Raw genomic sequence first — 15,716 nt, 5'->3', positions numbered from 1 at the left:
GCGCGCCGCCCACTGCGGTGTATTTTTGTTTTGACCACGCGGCAACCAACCGCAGCAAGCGGGCATTGCAGTGTTTCATAATAATTGGTAAAGAAACTTAACCAATCCTGCGAGAACCTGATCAATGCCAGTCATTACCAATATCGAAGACCTCAAACGGATCTATGAGCGTCGCGTTCCGCGCATGTTTTTTGACTATGCAGAAAGCGGCAGCTGGACCGAACAAACCTTCCGCGAGAATACGTCGGATTTCGAAGATATCCGCCTGCGCCAACGGGTCGCCGTAGACATGACAGGGCGCTCGACCGCATCGCAGATGATCGGGCAGGATGTATCCATGCCCGTTGCATTGGCTCCGGTAGGCCTGACAGGAATGCAGCACGCGGATGGCGAGATCAAAGCGGCCAAAGCCGCCGAAGCCTTTGGTGTACCCTTCACACTGTCGACCATGTCGATCAATTCGATCGAAGATGTCGCTGAAAACACTTCGGCCCCTTTCTGGTTTCAGCTCTACACTATGAAAGATCAGGACTATGTCGGGCGACTTATCCAGCGCGCGAAGGATGCGAAATGCTCGGCCCTTGTCATTACGCTTGATCTGCAAATCCTTGGCCAACGACACAAGGACCTGAAGAATGGCCTATCTGCGCCGCCAAAGCTGACCCCCAAGACCATCGCCAACCTGATGACGAAATGGGCCTGGGGCATCGAGATGCTAGGTGCCAAGCGCCGAGAATTCGGGAATATCGTCGGTCATGTCGATAGCATCACAGATACACGCTCGCTCGGCACATGGACCGCCGAGCAATTCGATCCCAGCCTCGACTGGGGCAAAGTCGAGAAGCTGATGGAACAATGGGGCGGCAAGGTGATCCTTAAGGGCATACTCGATGCCGAGGATGCCAAAATGGCTGCCAAGCTGGGCGTAGATGCAATTGTTGTCTCAAACCATGGTGGACGGCAGCTGGATGGTGCGCTCAGCTCGATCCGGGTTCTGCCCGAGATCATGGATGCCGTCGGCAGTGATGTCGAAGTGCATCTGGATAGCGGCATCCGTTCAGGGCAAGACGTGCTGAAAGCTCTGGCGCTTGGGGCCAAGGGCACCTTTATTGGTCGCGCCTTTGTCTATGGGCTGGGTGCAATGGGTCAGAAAGGCGTGACAACAGCATTGGAAGTGATCCAGAAAGAGCTCGATACAACGATGGCACTTTGCGGTGAACGCAACGTAGCCGATCTTGGGCGCCACAATCTTCTAGTCCCCGAAGACTTTGGCGGTCGCTGGCAGGCTTGATCCTACGCCTCCCAAGTAGATGGAGACGCCGCATGGCCGCCCATTGAGCGTCTCGTTCAAGGTACTTGCAGCCAGATGAAGCAGAGGATCCGTCCTTCATCTGGCCGTAAATACCTCGGAGCGCGAGGCAGAGCCTCGCAAAATTTCTCGGGCTACAAAAAGCCCTTTCCAAACCAACTGAATCAAGCTAAGGACGCGGCTTCACGCGGGCATACAGCCTTGGAGGATGCCCGCCCTAACATTGGAGAATTATCATGGCTGGAGAGATTCCTGATCTCGTAGCTCTGGAACGGACGGGGACAGGCAAGGGCGCCGCTCGTCAAGCACGCCGCGATGGCATGGTTCCGGGCATTGTTTTTGGTGGCGACAAAGAGCCGCTGCCGATCCAGATCCCGTTCAACGTACTGTTCAAGCGCCTTAAAGCAGGCCGGTTCAAGTCGACCCTGTGGAACCTGAAAGTCGAAGGTCACGAAGACGTGCGCGTCATCTGCCGCGATGTCCAGCGTGACGTTGTCAAAGACCTGCCGACCCACCTGGACCTGATGCGCCTGCGTCGGACCACCAAGATCGCGCTGTTCATCCCCGTTGAATTCATCAACGAAGAAGAAGCCCCCGGTATCAAAAAAGGTGGCGTTCTGACCGTTGTCCGCCCCGAGGTTGAACTGCTCTGCACAGCCGGTGACATTCCTGAGAAGATCACTGTTGATCTTACTGGCATGGAAATCAACGACGTTGTCACCATCTCTTCGGTTGTGCTGCCCGAAGGCACCAAGCCCACCATCGATCGTGACTTCGTGATCGCCAACGTCTCGGCACCCACCGGTCTGTCGACCAGCGACGACGAAGAGGGTGATGAGGAAGAAGTGGCTGCAGATGAAGTTGAAGTCATCGGCCAGGAAGAAGAATAAATCCGGATCAAATCCAGATTTGAAACGGGGCGCCTTCTGGGCCCCGTTTTCTTTTGCGTGTACGGGGCTGGAAAACATCCCCTGATCCATGCAATGAGATAACGACGCGAGACTGTAAGGGACAAAGCGATGAAACTGTTTGTCGGTTTGGGAAATCCGGGATCAAAATACGCTCGCAACCGGCACAATATCGGCTTCATGGCGTTAGAGCGAATTGCCCAAGATCACGGGTTTGGTCCATGGAAGTCCAAGTTCCAGGCGGAAATTGCCGAAGGACGTCTAGGCGGCCAGAAAGTGCTGCTAGTCAAGCCGCAAACCTTCATGAACCGCTCTGGCCAGTCAGTGGGAGAGGCAATGCGCTTCTACAAGCTCGACTCGACGGACGTGACCGTCTTCCATGATGAGCTGGACTTGGCACCCGGTAAAGTGCGCGTTAAGGCAGGCGGTGGCCACGCAGGCCATAACGGGTTGCGGTCGATCCACGACCATATCAGCCCGGCCTATGATCGCGTGCGGCTGGGTATCGGTCATCCGGGCCGCAAAGAAATGGTCTCGCCTTATGTTCTAAGCGACTTTGCAAAGGCGGATGCGGACTGGCTGGATGACGTGCTGCGCGGCGTCTCGGACGGTGCCACTTATCTTGCCGATGACGAAAGCGGGAAATTCATGAATGCCGTTGCACTGCGCACTGCTCCACCCAGATCATCGAAGCAGCCCACTAAACCTGAAACGCCCCCCAAAGCTGCCGCCGAAGCCGTTTCAGCGCCCGATGAGCGTTCGGCCATGCAAAAGCTGCTGGATAAATTCAGATAATCATTCCGCAACATTGCGCTTGCGCAAAGCCTCAGGCCAAAGTCCAATGTCAGAGGCAAAGGGAGGTGACGAATGAAAACAGCGCTCAGATGGCTGCTGCGTATCCTTTTGACCTTGGCATTGGCAGCGGCGGTTGTCGGATTTTGGAAACGCGAGGAAATCCAGCGCCTGATGGCGGTGAATTCGCTGTTTTCAGAAGAAAAGATCGTCCACAACTTTTCGAATATGGACGAAGCCTTTCTGACGGTCACTCTGCCGCGTGGCAATGGCCCGACCTGGGAGCTGCCGTATGGGCCTGGCTTCGATCTTCCCGATGGAACAGACCAGTGGATCGAAGATCGCTCGGTAACATCCCTGTTGGTGATGCAGGACGGAGAAATTCGTTTCGAAGAATACTATCTGGGCACCGGGCCGGATGATCGCAGGATCTCCTGGTCAATTGCTAAAAGCTATTTGTCTGCCTTGTTCGGTATTTTGCTGGATGAAGGCGCGATCAATTCGCTCGACGATCCGGTCGTGCAATACGCACCCGACCTCAAGGGCAGCGCCTATGAGACCGCCACGATCCGCAACGTGTTGAACATGGCCAGCGGCGTGACCTTTGACGAGGATTATCTGGACTATAATTCCGACATCAATCGCATGGGCCGCGTCGTGGCGCTGGGAGGTGAACTGGACGACTTCGCGGCTTCGTTGAAGGACAGTTTCGTCGCGCCGGGTGAAACGTGGCAATATGTGTCGATCGATACTCATGTGATCGGAATGGTCATCCGGGGGGCAACAGGACGCAGCGTTGCAGAGTTACTGACCGAGAAAGTGATCACACCGCTGGGATTGGAGCGAGAAGGCTACTACATCACCGATGGAGCAGGCGTTGCATTTGTTCTGGGTGGTCTCAACTTCACAACGCGCGATTTTGCCCGGTTCGGGCAGTTGATTTTGCAGGATGGCGAACGCGATGGACGGCAGATTGTACCCGCGGATTGGATCGACGCCGCTACTTGGCCAAGCGCACCGACCGAACCGGGCAAGATAGGGTATGGCTATCAATGGTGGATCCCGATCGGTGCCCATGAAGGTGAATTCATGGCGCGGGGCGTGTATGGGCAGTACATTTACTTCGACCAGCCACGTGGTGTTCTGATTGTCACGACGGGCGCAGACCGGAAGTTCCGCGATCCCGGTGTCGGTGAGCAAAACATAGAAATGTTCCGCAAAATTGCGCGAAGCCTGTAAGATACCATCATGCAGAAGCAAGACAGCATCAATGTTCTGGGCGGCGTGCTCGCGCCTTGCTCGCGCACACCGTTAACCGGTTTCTTTCGCGATGGCGCCTGCAACACCTGCCCCGAGGATCAGGGAAGCCATACGGTTTGCGCCGTGATGACGGCCGAATTTCTGGCCTATTCAAAATATGTCGGAAACGACCTTAGCACGCCCCGGCCCGAATTCGATTTTCCCGGGCTCAAACCCGGTGATCGCTGGTGCTTGTGTGCGGGGCGCTTTTTGCAAGCCCATGACGAGGGATGCGCGCCCAAGGTGCACCTTGAAGCCACGCACCAGAGGGCGCTGGATATCGTACCTCTCCATATTCTAAAAATGCAGCGCGCTGAAGACGAGCACTAGATGGCGATCGCCCGATATCCGCGAGACGTGCGCGACGGCGGCCCGGTTGGAAAGCCATGCTCGGCCTGCAGATCCCAGCCCGAACGCGCGAGCATCTCCGCCACAATATCCGGTCGATAGGTTCGGTGCCGCCATTGGAACCAGATGATCGCATTACACCAATGTGGCTTGCTGACTACCAACCAAAGCGTTGCACCCGGTTCAGCCAGATCGCGCATGCGGCGCAAAGCATCTATCGGATCAACGCAATGCTCCAGAACATGCGCAGCCAACAGGCAGTCAAAACGGGATGCCGGATGGAACTCTTCCAAGCGCGATTGGACAGTCTCGGCGTTTCCACCGCGCCGTTGCAACGCTGACCCTGCCAGTTGCAGCATTCGGGCCGAAGGTTCCAAAAGCGTCACATGCCCTTCGCGCCGGATCACGGCGCGTGCTTCGGCAAAGGCTCCCGTACCGCACCCGATATCCAGTGCGTTACGGCCCAATTCGACCTGCGGGTCCGAGGACAAAAAACCCAGATAGGCATCGAAATACCCCAGCAGACGCATCTTGTCTGCCCAGCTCGGGGCGGCCTGATCGTATTTCTGGTCAAGTCGGTCGGGTCCGGCCTTTGAGGAAACACTGCACATGCAATGCAAACTGGCACAGTTCCTCAAAGGCGCAAAGCCTGTTAGGCCTAATCAGTCCGCTGCGCGACCTTCGGTATCCGACATATCAAAGTTCAGGTACCGTGCGACGGTCTGCACATCTTTATCCCCCCGGCCACACATATTCATGCAGATCAGGTGGTCCTTGGGCAATTCCGGCGCGATTTTCATAACATGCGCCAGCGCATGGCAGGGCTCCAGCGCAGGGATGATTCCCTCGGTGGCGCAGCACAACTGGAACGCTTCAAGCGCTTCTTTATCCGTGATCGAGACGTAGTTCGCGCGACCGATGTCGTGCAGCCAGGAATGCTCGGGGCCAATGCCCGGATAGTCCAGACCGGCCGAGATCGAATAGCCTTCGAGAATCTGCCCGTCATCATCCTGCAGCAGATAGGTGCGGTTGCCGTGCAGCACGCCCGGACGACCTCCAGTCAATGAGGCGCAATGCTCCATCTTCTCGTTCACGCCCTTGCCGCCCGCTTCAACACCGATGATATTCACATCCTTGTCGTCGAGGAACGGGTAGAACAGGCCCATCGCATTCGAACCACCTCCGATGGCGGCGATGATGGTGTCGGGCAGACGGCCCTCGGCCTTTTGCATCTGTTCCTTGGCCTCCTTGCCGATGATCGACTGGAAGTCGCGTACCATCGCCGGGTAAGGATGCGGGCCAGCAACGGTGCCGATGCAGTAAAAGGTATCGCGCACATTGGTCACCCAGTCGCGCAGCGCGTCGTTCATCGCATCTTTCAGCGTACCCCTGCCGGATGTCACCGGGATCACTTCGGCTCCCAGCAGGCGCATACGGAACACGTTCGGGGCCTGACGCTGAACGTCATGGGCACCCATGTAGACAATGCACTTCAGGCCGAACTTGGCGCAGACGGTGGCGGTGGCCACGCCGTGCTGCCCTGCCCCGGTCTCGGCGATGATCCGGGTCTTTCCCATGCGCCGCGCCAGAATGATCTGGCCCAGCACATTGTTGATCTTATGCGCGCCGGTGTGGTTCAGTTCGTCACGCTTCAAGTAAATCTTTGCGCCGCCCAGATGTTCGGTCAGGCGTTCCGCGTAGTAGAGCGGCGAAGGGCGGCCCACGTAGTTTGCCCACAGATCGTCCATCTCGGCCCAAAATGTGGGGTCATCCTTGGCTTTGTCATATTCCTCTTCCAGTGACAGGATCAGCGGCATCAGCGTTTCGCTGACAAAGCGCCCGCCGAAGATGCCAAAGCGGCCTTGTTCATCGGGGCCGGACATGAAGGAATTAAAAAGATCGTTGGCCATGGAAGTCTCCCTCGTCGTACCCGATGTTCATAGGAGGTGATGGAGTGATTTGCCATCGCAAAACGTATCATTCCGCCGCCTGAGCGCGCTGTTCCCATACCTGAAGTGCCTGAACTCGACTTGGAACAGCAATGCAGGGAAATTGACAGAACACATTGATATCTGCCAGACGGGTCGACGCGCGTACTACACGACGATGAGGGCCGGAATGTGCGAATGTCAGCATAGCTTCGACATCATGCCAGACTGTGTATGAAAAATAACAGCCTTGACGCACAAATACCTCGGCATGCAGGCACAGCGCGTCACCGCGTGCCTGCCGCAAGGATTGATGAGCGCGCCAGAAGAACTCGGGCCCGTGATACCATCGTTTAAGTGAAACTCCGCCGATCACTGCCAGCATGCTCTCCCCCATTTTGAGGAGATACGCAGGTTCGTGCAGATCAGATCAACTTGCCGCGTCGATAAAGGCGCGGATCAGCCCGGCATCCTTGACACCCGGAGAGCTTTCGACGCCGGATGAGACATCCACCTGCTGTGCGCCGGTCATTCGCACCGCTTCTGCGACATTGTCAGGGGTCAGACCTCCGGCCAGCATCCATGGCCTACGCCAGTATTTACGACCTGCCAGCAGGCGCCAATCAAAAGACAAACCGTTACCACCAGGCAGCTCCGCGTTTCGCGGTGGCTTTGCGTCGATCAACAGCTGATCCGCCACATCTGAATAGAGATCGATGGCCGCGAGGTCTTCGGCCTCGGCCACACCAATGGCCTTCATTACTGGCAGGCCGAAGTGGTCTCGCACTTGCTGCACACGCTCAGGACTTTCTTTGCCATGCAGTTGCAACATATCCAGAGGCACGATCGAAAGAATGTGATCCAAATCCTCGTCCGTCGCATTCACTGTCAGCGCCACCTTGGCGACGCCCGCAGGCACCTCCTGTGCCAATGTCGCAGCTGTCTGGGGCTCAACATGCCGCGGGGATTTGGGGAAAAACACAAAACCAACATAACCCGCGCCCGCATCCACAGCAGCGCGCACGTGGTCAGGGGCGGTCAGGCCGCAGATTTTAACTCGGATATCAGCGGGCATCGTAGGGCCTCAGCTTGCCTCATCCAGAATGGCCAGCACATCATCCTGACCTTCATTCTGCTTTTTCTTGAGCTTCTTAACTTCACGCTCAAGCTTGCGCACTTCGCCTTGCTTCACGGTCACATCCTTGCGGTGCTTGTGCTCGCGTAGCCATTCCCACAGGAAGCCGATGACCAGGCCGGCAACAACCCCACCCAGCACGACCAGAAACAGCGGCAAGGAGGTTGACAGGTTGAACCCCAGCAACTCGGACAAAGCATCCGGCATAAGCTTAAGTTCAACAATTTGGCGATTGGCCAGCGAAACCGAGACCAGAACGATCCCCAATGCAGCCAGAAAAGCATAACGAATGTAGCGCATCATGAGGCTAGGCTTTACCGTTCAAACGGTCCCTTAGCAACTTGCCAGTTTTGAAAAATGGAACACATTTTTCTTCAACCTGCACAGTCTCACCAGTGCGAGGATTGCGGCCTACACGTGCGTCACGCTTTTTCACCGAAAACGCGCCGAAACCGCGCAGCTCTACACGGTCGCCGCGTGCCATGGCGTCGGTCACTTCTTCAAAAACGGTATTCACGATCCGCTCGACGTCGCGTTGATAGAGATGCGGGTTTTCGTCGGCAATTTTCTGAATCAATTCTGAACGGATCATACGCAATACCCTCCCAGGCGGACGATGTGACAAGCCTATAGTTCTGACAGTATAGGAAAAAACCCGGATCGGGGGAACGGATACTCTGCCAGCAAAGGCGGCATTTTGCGACAATCTCACGCGAATTTTTGCCCATTGGCCTGATTTCCACACTTCATGCGCGAACGATAGGCAAATTAAGCCGACTATTTGGAAGATATTGATTCGCAACAAAAACGGCCCCGCACCATGGTGCGAGGCCGAATTTCATGTTTGGGATACGCCCCGGACTTAGTCGCCCGACTTCAGTGCTGCACCCAGGATATCACCCAGCGACGCGCCCGAGTCGGAAGAACCGTACTGTTCCACGGCCTCTTTCTCTTCGGCGATCTCACGTGCCTTGATCGACAGGCCCAGACGGCGGGTCTTGCTGTCGACGTTGGTGACGCGGACGTCGACCTTGTCGCCGACCGAGAAACGCTCGGGGCGCTGCTCAGCACGATCACGCGACAGGTCCGAACGACGGATGAACGACTTCATGCCTTCGTACTCGACCTCGATGCCGCCATCTTCGATCGCGGTCACTTCGACGGTGATGACCGAACCACGCTTCACGCCGCCCACGGCTTCGGCGAACTTGTCACCGCCCAGGGCTTTGATCGACAGCGAGATACGCTCTTTCTCAACGTCAACTTCCGAGACGACGGCCGAAACCATGTCGCCTTTGCGGTAGTTCTGGATCGCATCTTCGCCACGCTCGTCCCAGGACAGGTCGGACAGGTGAACCATGCCGTCGATGTCGCCTTCGAGGCCAATGAACAGACCGAATTCGGTGATGTTCTTGACTTCGCCTTCGACCTCGGTGCCCTCGGGGTGCGTTTCTGCAAACACTTCCCATGGGTTGCGCTGGGTCTGCTTCAGGCCCAGAGACACGCGACGCTTGGCGCCGTCGATTTCCAGAACCATGACGTCGACTTCCTGGCTGGTCGAAACGATCTTGCCGGGGTGGACGTTTTTCTTGGTCCAGGACATCTCGGACACGTGCACCAGACCTTCGACACCGGCTTCCAGCTCGACGAACGCGCCGTAGTCGGTGATGTTGGTGACGCGACCCTGATGGACCGAGCCCAGCGGGTATTTCGCAGCAACCAGATCCCACGGATCTTCCTGCAGCTGCTTCATGCCCAGGCTGATGCGGTGGGTCTCTTTGTTGATCTTGATGACCTGAACCTTGATGGTTTCGCCGATCGTCAGGATCTCAGACGGGTGGTTCACACGGCGCCATGCCATGTCGGTGACGTGCAGCAGGCCGTCAACGCCGCCCAGGTCAACAAATGCACCGTATTCGGTGATGTTTTTGACAACACCCTCGACGGTCTGACCTTCGGACAGGTTGCCGATGACTTCGGCACGCTGTTCGGCACGCGATTCTTCCAGGATAGCGCGACGCGAAACAACGATGTTGCCACGGCGGCGGTCCATTTTCAGAATCTGGAACGGCTGCTTCAGACCCATCAGCGGGCCAGCGTCGCGCACGGGGCGAACGTCAACCTGCGAGCCGGGCAGGAACGCAACTGCGCCACCCAGATCGACGGTGAAGCCACCTTTGACGCGACCAAAGATTGCACCTTCGACGCGCTGGTCGTCGGCATATGCTTTTTCCAGACGGTCCCATGCCTCTTCACGGCGGGCCATCTCGCGCGAGATGACGGCTTCGCCACGAGCGTTTTCTGCGGCGCGCAGGTACACTTCGACCTCGTCGCCTACAGCGATTTCAGGGGCTTCGCCGGGATTTGCAAATTCTTTCAGATCAACGCGGCCTTCCATTTTGTAGCCTACGTCGATGATGGCTTGGCCGGCTTCGATCGCCAGAACCTTGCCTTTGACAACAGAACCCTCTTCGGGCGTGTCCATTTCGAAGCTTTCATTCAGGAGGGCTTCGAATTCCTCCATGGATGCGTTAGCCATGTGGCGTTGTTTTCCTTTACATAACGTTTTTGCTGGCCGAGCGGTTGTCTCCGCCGGTCTTGTTTCATGATGCCTGAATGCGTGATCCAGAACGCGCCCGAGCTAACAAACACAAAGGGCCGAGGTAACCCGGCCCTGCTCAGATACGTCATCCGGACGTTAACCGCCCTTGTTCAGACAGCGCGCGTATAGGCGGATTCCCTGTCATGTGCAAGAGCAAAGCCCTTAAACACTGGCCAATCCCACAAAATCCGAACATCAGGTCCGGGCATCGAAGCAAACGCGATCCGATCCCCAGCCTTCTTTGTCAGTCCTGCCGAATGATACCATGCGGCGCTAGAACAGTTGCAGATCCTTCTTGCCGCTTTGAATCTCAGCCAGGTTTGGCATGTTCTCGATCACCACGGGTGCCGGTTTCGCGCCCGGCATTGCGACAGTCGGCTGCCCCATTGCGGCCTTGCCAAAGGCAGGCTTCTCCAACTCGCCCCGGATATCTCGCAGCAGGGTTTTGTGATCCGGCATGGTCTTGAGGATCTGCGCAAGGTCCATTTTTGCCCCCTTCCACCACTGGAACCAAATCGGTTTCTTCAGCGGTCGCAGACGATCACGGATACCTTCGCCATACCCCGTATCATACACCTGTTTGCCCAGAAGAACCGTCTGATAGACGCGGAAATTGAACAGCGTCGCAAACTCGATATCGTGTTCCATCGGCAGACGATGCTGCCACAGCTCAAGGTTCTCGGCCAACCGATCCGGAATCTTCATCTCGGTGCGGGCGTCGATCCAATACTGATCATCGGTGCGGTTACCCAATCGGTAGTGCAGGCAGATAAAATCCAAAACCTCGTCATAGAGCTTGTTCATCTGCCGGTTATATCGGTTCCGCAGCGCAGGCTCGATGTCTCGCGTCGGCAGATGTTCGGCAAACCAGCGGATCGCGTGATCGATCATGTGGATCGCAGTACTTTCTAGCGGTTCGATAAATCCACCAGACAAACCGATCGCCAAGCAGTTCTTAACCCAGGCATTGCGGACACGACCAACACGCATGGGGATCACGCGCGGAGTCAGCCCCTTGCCGCTGTCGCCCAACCACTCAAGATATTCGTCCGCCGCCTGATCATCGGTCCGATGCGCGGATGAATACACATATCCCGTACCTACGCGATTGTAGAGCGGCACACGCCACGTCCAACCCGCACCAAGCGCGGTCGAGCGTGTAACGCTTTCGATCTTTTCGGGGTTAGGGTGCTCGATCTGCAAGGCCATGGCACGGTCGTTGGGCAAGTAGTCCGAGTAATCCATGAACGGCTCGCCCAACGCTTGATTGATGATCAACCCCCGGAAACCGGTGCAATCTATGACCATCTCAATGTCATGGCGTCCCTTGCGCTCTAACATCAGGTGGCTGACATTGCCCTGCTCGTCCAGTTCGACCGATTGCACCTCATCCTGAATATGCTCGACGCCGCGCTTGGCGCAGACCTTTGTCAGCATGCCCGCAAATTTCACGGCATCCAGATGATAGGCATAGCCAAACCGCTGTTCGAACTCAGGTGCACCCAACGGGCGCGCACCCTTGCACAACCGGGCCAGATCATCATGCGGTGAGATTGACTGCGTGAAATCCCGATCCCCGTTACCAAAACGCAGAAAATACTCGGCAGCCTCCAATCCCTCCAGCAATTGACCATGGGCAAACGGGTTTACGTAGTCGATCCGATTGCCCTTGGCGTCGTTGTTCCAATTGCAGAACTTAACTCCCAACTTGAACGATGCGTTGGTTTCGCGGAAGAAATCCCGCTCTGATATGCCCGCCTGACGGAGCGTGACCGGCATACGCGGCACCGTCGCTTCACCGACACCCACAGTCGAGATGTTGGGGCTTTCGATCAAGCAAATGCGTGGGCGATCCTTGGGTGCTGACGTGCGGGAGAACACCATGTCCAGGATGAGCGCAGTCATCCAACCCGCCGTACCACCACCCACGATGGTGATCTTACGCAAACGATTATTCATATTTTTTGTCCCTGTTGGCTTGGGATTTTGTAGCTGCCTCCCCTTTTTTTTGAGTGATGGGGATTTAACAGCAGCTTTCCCTTATTTAGCTGTGGGAAGACTATAACAGCTTTCAAGCATCCAGCTAGAGCCTATGACACCCATGGTCGCAGGCACATTCGTCATCAGAATTCAGGCTATGCGCCAACTTTGGACAAGTGTCAGATTTCCTCACTCTTCTTCAGAAGTTCTTCGATCAGCTCACGCTGCAGATCATGGCTGTCACCCCCTCCGAATTCCGCCGCACCACCGGTGTACAATGTGCCATAGGTGTTGGCGATATTCACAGTCTGGGCCAGCCCCGAGATCAACTGATCCCTTTGCAACAGCGAAAGCGGGTGAATGAACGCAGCCCATAAGGTGCCATTTGCAATCGCATAGCGCGCATCCAGCGTGCTGTCGAAATTTGCCTGCATCATCCGTTGCAAATCGGCTGGCGACAAATCCGCAGCACTGCCAATCGCGACCATCGCCCGCATGCGATCAGCATTGGTATCGGTGACAACCAGCACCGTCACATCAGATATCGTCAACTCAAACCCCGGCCCGATCGGTTGCGCCTCGGGATCTAGCGCAAAGATGATTTTTCCCAGACGCTCGTAAGTCATCGGAGGTTCGGCCTCGGGCACCGGCGTATCTGATTGCTGCGCAGCTACGCTACCTGCAAGAAAGAACAAAAACAGGGCTAGTCTGATCATGGGCCACTCCTACGGTTGTCCAGCAAGCTTAGGCGGCCATCGGACAGGTGGCCAAACAAAGCTATGTGAACAGTTTTTGCAAAACGCACTGATCTTTGGACGATCTGCAAAATCTCATGACCTATCTGCGATTACCCGTCCGAATAACCTTTTCTAACTTAGTTACATCGGCTTGGGGCGGACCCGAGCCTTGAACCAAAAAGGGAAAGGACCCCTACTATGAAATCGCTCGCACTTACTGCATTAGCCGCAACTCTGGCCCTGGCAGCTCCTGCTTTTGCCGCAGACGAAATCAACGTCTCCAAAGGCCTGTCGGCGGCTGGTGCACCCCTGGCAGCCCATGGCGTCGATCTGGTCGCGCTTGTCAACAATGGCAATCCGGTAGAAGGCTTCGCCAATCATTCGGCGACTTATGACGGCGCATCCTATTACTTCACCAGCGCGGAAAACCTTGAAGCGTTCGAGGCCAATCCGGCGGCTTACTTGCCCCAGCACGGTGGCTATTGTTCGTTCGGGGTGTCTGTTGGCAAAAAGTTCGACGGCGACCCGGATCAGTACCTGATCGCAGACGGCAAGCTGTATCTGTTCCTGAATGCTGATACCCGCGCTGCTTTCCTGAAAGACGTCACCAGCACCGCTAAAACCGCAGATGACCAGTGGGCCAATATCAAGAGCATCGCAGTTGGTGAATTGTAACTGACGGACCCTTGTCCGCAGCCACTTCAGGCTGCGGGCAGGTTCTGTTCTATCGTTTCGAGCGCCCGTGCCAACGCGGCCTCGATGCTCAGGTTTGACGTATCAAGCTGCACGGCGTCATCTGCAGGTTTCATCGGTGCAGTGCTGCGATCCGCGTCACGTGAGTCACGCTCTTTGACATCCGCAAGCACCTGTTCGCGTGACACGTCCGAACCTTTGGCCGAAAGCTCAAGATATCGCCGTTCCGCCCGGACTTCGGGACTGGCGGTGACAAACAGTTTGACCTCAGCGTTTGGGCAAATCACGGTTCCAATATCGCGCCCGTCCAGCACGGCGCCTCCGGCGCGACGGGCAAACGCCCGCTGAAAATCAACGAGTGCGCTTCGGACTTCAGGAATGACCGCAACTTTCGAGGCCGCCTGTGCGATCTCAGCCGTACGCAGATCGCCCTGCTGCAATTCTTCTGCTGTCAGGGACCCAGCCGCTGCAACCGGTTCGTCACCTTGCAGCATACGACGCCCCACTGCGCGATAGAGAAGACCGGTATCCAGATGCGCAAACCCGAAATGCGCAGCAACGCCCTTGGAAATCGTCCCCTTGCCCGCCGCCGCAGGGCCGTCGATAGCTACGGTGAATCTCATGTACGCTCGACCTTGGCACCGAGCGCGGCCATCAAAGGCTCAAAAATCGGGAACGACGTTGCGATCGGTCCGCCGTCATCCACCGAAACCACCTTTTTAGCCCCCATCCCCATGACCATGAACGACATGGCAATGCGGTGGTCCAAGAAGCTTTCGCAGGTCCCACCACCGGGCACACCGCCGATGCCGAGACCGTCGACTGACCACCATTCGTCACCCTCGTTCACGGTCACACCGTTGGCGCGCAGGCCACGGGCCATTGCGTCGATCCGGTCACTTTCCTTGACGCGCAGTTCTTTCACGCCGCCCATCATTGTTGTGCCCGTCGCATTTGCGGCCACAACAGACAGCACCGGGTATTCATCGATCATCGACGCCGCGCGCTCGGGCGGGACATTGATCCCCTTCATGTTGGGCGAGTATTTTGCACGCAGATCGGCAACCGGTTCACCCCCCTCTTCGCGCTCGTTTTCGTAGGTCAGATCGGCACCCATTTCGCGCAGCGTGGTGAACAGGCCTGCGCGGGTCGGGTTCAGGCCGATACCGGGGACCAACACGTCCGAGCCCGGTGTGATCAGTGCGGCACAGACGGGGAAGGCCGCACTGGACGGGTCGCGCGGCACGGCGATGACTTGTGGCTTCAGCTCGGGCCGACCGGTCAGCGTGATAACGCGCCCTTCATCCGTGTCCTCGACCGTGATTTCGGCACCAAAGCCCGCAAGCATCCGTTCGGAATGATCGCGGGTCGCTTCCTTCTCGATCACGATGGTCTTGCCGGGAGCGTTCAGCCCTGCCAGCAGAACGGCGGATTTCACCTGCGCCGAAGGCACAGGCACCTCATAGCGCACCGGGGTGGGGTCCGCAGCTCCGACAATGGTCATCGGCAGACGTCCACCGTCTCGGCCGACAGATTGCGTTCCGAACAGCGCCAGCGGATCGGTGACCCGTGCCATCGGACGTTTGTTCAGGCTCGCATCTCCGGTGAAGGTCGCTGTGATCGGAGAAGTCGCCATCGCCCCCATGATCAGGCGCACGCCAGTGCCCGAATTGCCACAATCGATTACCTGATCTGGTTCGGAAAAACCACCAACGCCTACGCCATGCACCGACCATTCGCCACCGCCATGATCTGTTACTTCGGCTCCAAAGGCACGCATGGCCTTAGCGGTGTCCAATACGTCCTCGCCTTCCAGCAGGCCCGATATCTTGGTTTCTCCCACAGCCATTGCCCCCAGGATCAGGGACCGGTGCGAGATCGACTTGTCCCCGGGCACCTCTGCGGTGCCTGTCAGCGGGCCGCAAGGCTGCGACGTCATCGGGATGGGCGTGCCGTGTCCGGACATGGGGGCTCCTGTTTTCGCT

Annotated in this window: 17 protein-coding genes; 6 read left to right on the top strand and 11 right to left on the bottom strand. The window is 57.0% G+C overall.

The window, feature by feature from the left end:
* Positions 1-124: 124 nt before the first annotated feature.
* From ACR0AY_RS06220 to ACR0AY_RS06200, 5 genes are all read left to right on the top strand, one after another.
* Positions 125-1,291, top strand: coding sequence for an alpha-hydroxy acid oxidase (locus ACR0AY_RS06220; RefSeq protein WP_170511465.1), 1,167 nt, complete (start codon positions 125-127; stop codon positions 1,289-1,291).
* 254 nt (positions 1,292-1,545) lie between these two features.
* The gene (locus ACR0AY_RS06215) at positions 1,546-2,199 is read left to right on the top strand and encodes a 50S ribosomal protein L25/general stress protein Ctc (RefSeq protein WP_170397494.1); all 654 of its coding nucleotides are present in this window, start codon (positions 1,546-1,548) and stop codon (positions 2,197-2,199) included.
* A 129-nt stretch (positions 2,200-2,328) separates the two neighbouring features.
* Positions 2,329-3,012, top strand: coding sequence for an aminoacyl-tRNA hydrolase (gene pth / locus ACR0AY_RS06210; protein WP_170511466.1), 684 nt, complete (start codon positions 2,329-2,331; stop codon positions 3,010-3,012).
* A gap of 72 nt (positions 3,013-3,084) precedes the next feature.
* Entirely contained in the window at positions 3,085-4,248 is a 1,164-nt protein-coding gene (locus tag ACR0AY_RS06205) for a serine hydrolase domain-containing protein (protein ID WP_170511468.1), read from the top strand.
* A gap of 9 nt (positions 4,249-4,257) precedes the next feature.
* Entirely contained in the window at positions 4,258-4,638 is a 381-nt protein-coding gene (locus ACR0AY_RS06200; RefSeq protein WP_170511469.1) for a DUF2237 domain-containing protein, read from the top strand.
* On the opposite strand, the gene ACR0AY_RS06195 is transcribed toward ACR0AY_RS06200, so the two are convergent.
* The 9 genes from ACR0AY_RS06195 to ACR0AY_RS06155 all read right to left on the bottom strand — a co-directional run bounded on the left by ACR0AY_RS06195 (position 4,635) and on the right by ACR0AY_RS06155 (position 13,017).
* On the bottom strand, positions 4,635-5,267 hold the full coding sequence (locus ACR0AY_RS06195) for a class I SAM-dependent methyltransferase (protein ID WP_170404514.1): 633 nt from the start codon (positions 5,265-5,267) through the stop codon (positions 4,635-4,637). The two genes, ACR0AY_RS06200 and ACR0AY_RS06195, sit on opposite strands and share 4 nt — an antisense overlap.
* A gap of 51 nt (positions 5,268-5,318) precedes the next feature.
* A complete protein-coding gene (gene trpB, locus ACR0AY_RS06190) occupies positions 5,319-6,566 on the bottom strand; it encodes a tryptophan synthase subunit beta (protein ID WP_170397508.1) in 1,248 nt (415 codons plus the stop codon).
* Between the two features lie 67 nt (positions 6,567-6,633).
* On the bottom strand, positions 6,634-6,969 hold the full coding sequence (locus tag ACR0AY_RS06185; RefSeq protein WP_170397511.1) for a hypothetical protein: 336 nt from the start codon (positions 6,967-6,969) through the stop codon (positions 6,634-6,636).
* A 45-nt stretch (positions 6,970-7,014) separates the two neighbouring features.
* Positions 7,015-7,659: a phosphoribosylanthranilate isomerase gene (locus ACR0AY_RS06180; RefSeq protein ID WP_170424387.1), complete on the bottom strand. Its 645-nt coding sequence runs from the start codon at positions 7,657-7,659 to the stop codon at positions 7,015-7,017.
* A 9-nt stretch (positions 7,660-7,668) separates the two neighbouring features.
* Positions 7,669-8,019, bottom strand: coding sequence for a LapA family protein (locus ACR0AY_RS06175; RefSeq protein WP_170397774.1), 351 nt, complete (start codon positions 8,017-8,019; stop codon positions 7,669-7,671).
* Between the two features lie 7 nt (positions 8,020-8,026).
* Positions 8,027-8,311 carry an integration host factor subunit beta gene (ihfB, locus tag ACR0AY_RS06170; protein ID WP_050603110.1) on the bottom strand — a complete coding sequence of 95 codons (285 nt, stop codon included), beginning with the start codon at positions 8,309-8,311 and terminating at the stop codon, positions 8,027-8,029.
* Between the two features lie 270 nt (positions 8,312-8,581).
* Positions 8,582-10,258: a 30S ribosomal protein S1 gene (gene rpsA / locus ACR0AY_RS06165; RefSeq protein ID WP_039532111.1), complete on the bottom strand. Its 1,677-nt coding sequence runs from the start codon at positions 10,256-10,258 to the stop codon at positions 8,582-8,584.
* Between the two features lie 336 nt (positions 10,259-10,594).
* The gene (locus tag ACR0AY_RS06160; RefSeq protein WP_170404526.1) at positions 10,595-12,280 is read right to left on the bottom strand and encodes a tryptophan halogenase family protein; all 1,686 of its coding nucleotides are present in this window, start codon (positions 12,278-12,280) and stop codon (positions 10,595-10,597) included.
* Between the two features lie 200 nt (positions 12,281-12,480).
* A complete protein-coding gene (locus tag ACR0AY_RS06155; protein ID WP_170511471.1) occupies positions 12,481-13,017 on the bottom strand; it encodes a hypothetical protein in 537 nt (178 codons plus the stop codon).
* A gap of 219 nt (positions 13,018-13,236) precedes the next feature.
* On the opposite strand from ACR0AY_RS06155, the gene ACR0AY_RS06150 reads away from it, so the two are divergent.
* A complete protein-coding gene (locus ACR0AY_RS06150) occupies positions 13,237-13,713 on the top strand; it encodes a YHS domain-containing (seleno)protein (protein WP_170511473.1) in 477 nt (158 codons plus the stop codon).
* 26 nt (positions 13,714-13,739) lie between these two features.
* Here ACR0AY_RS06150 and cmk read toward each other — a convergent pair whose 3' ends face one another.
* Positions 13,740-14,354: a (d)CMP kinase gene (gene cmk, locus ACR0AY_RS06145; RefSeq protein WP_170404536.1), complete on the bottom strand. Its 615-nt coding sequence runs from the start codon at positions 14,352-14,354 to the stop codon at positions 13,740-13,742.
* A complete protein-coding gene (gene aroA / locus ACR0AY_RS06140) occupies positions 14,351-15,697 on the bottom strand; it encodes a 3-phosphoshikimate 1-carboxyvinyltransferase (RefSeq protein ID WP_170511475.1) in 1,347 nt (448 codons plus the stop codon). The genes cmk and aroA overlap by 4 nt, the downstream gene beginning before the upstream one ends.
* Between the last annotated feature and the right edge of the window lie 19 nt (positions 15,698-15,716).

This window comes from Ruegeria sp. A5 (genome assembly GCF_056543005.1).
This window is presented reverse-complemented; position numbering and strand designations above follow the sequence as displayed.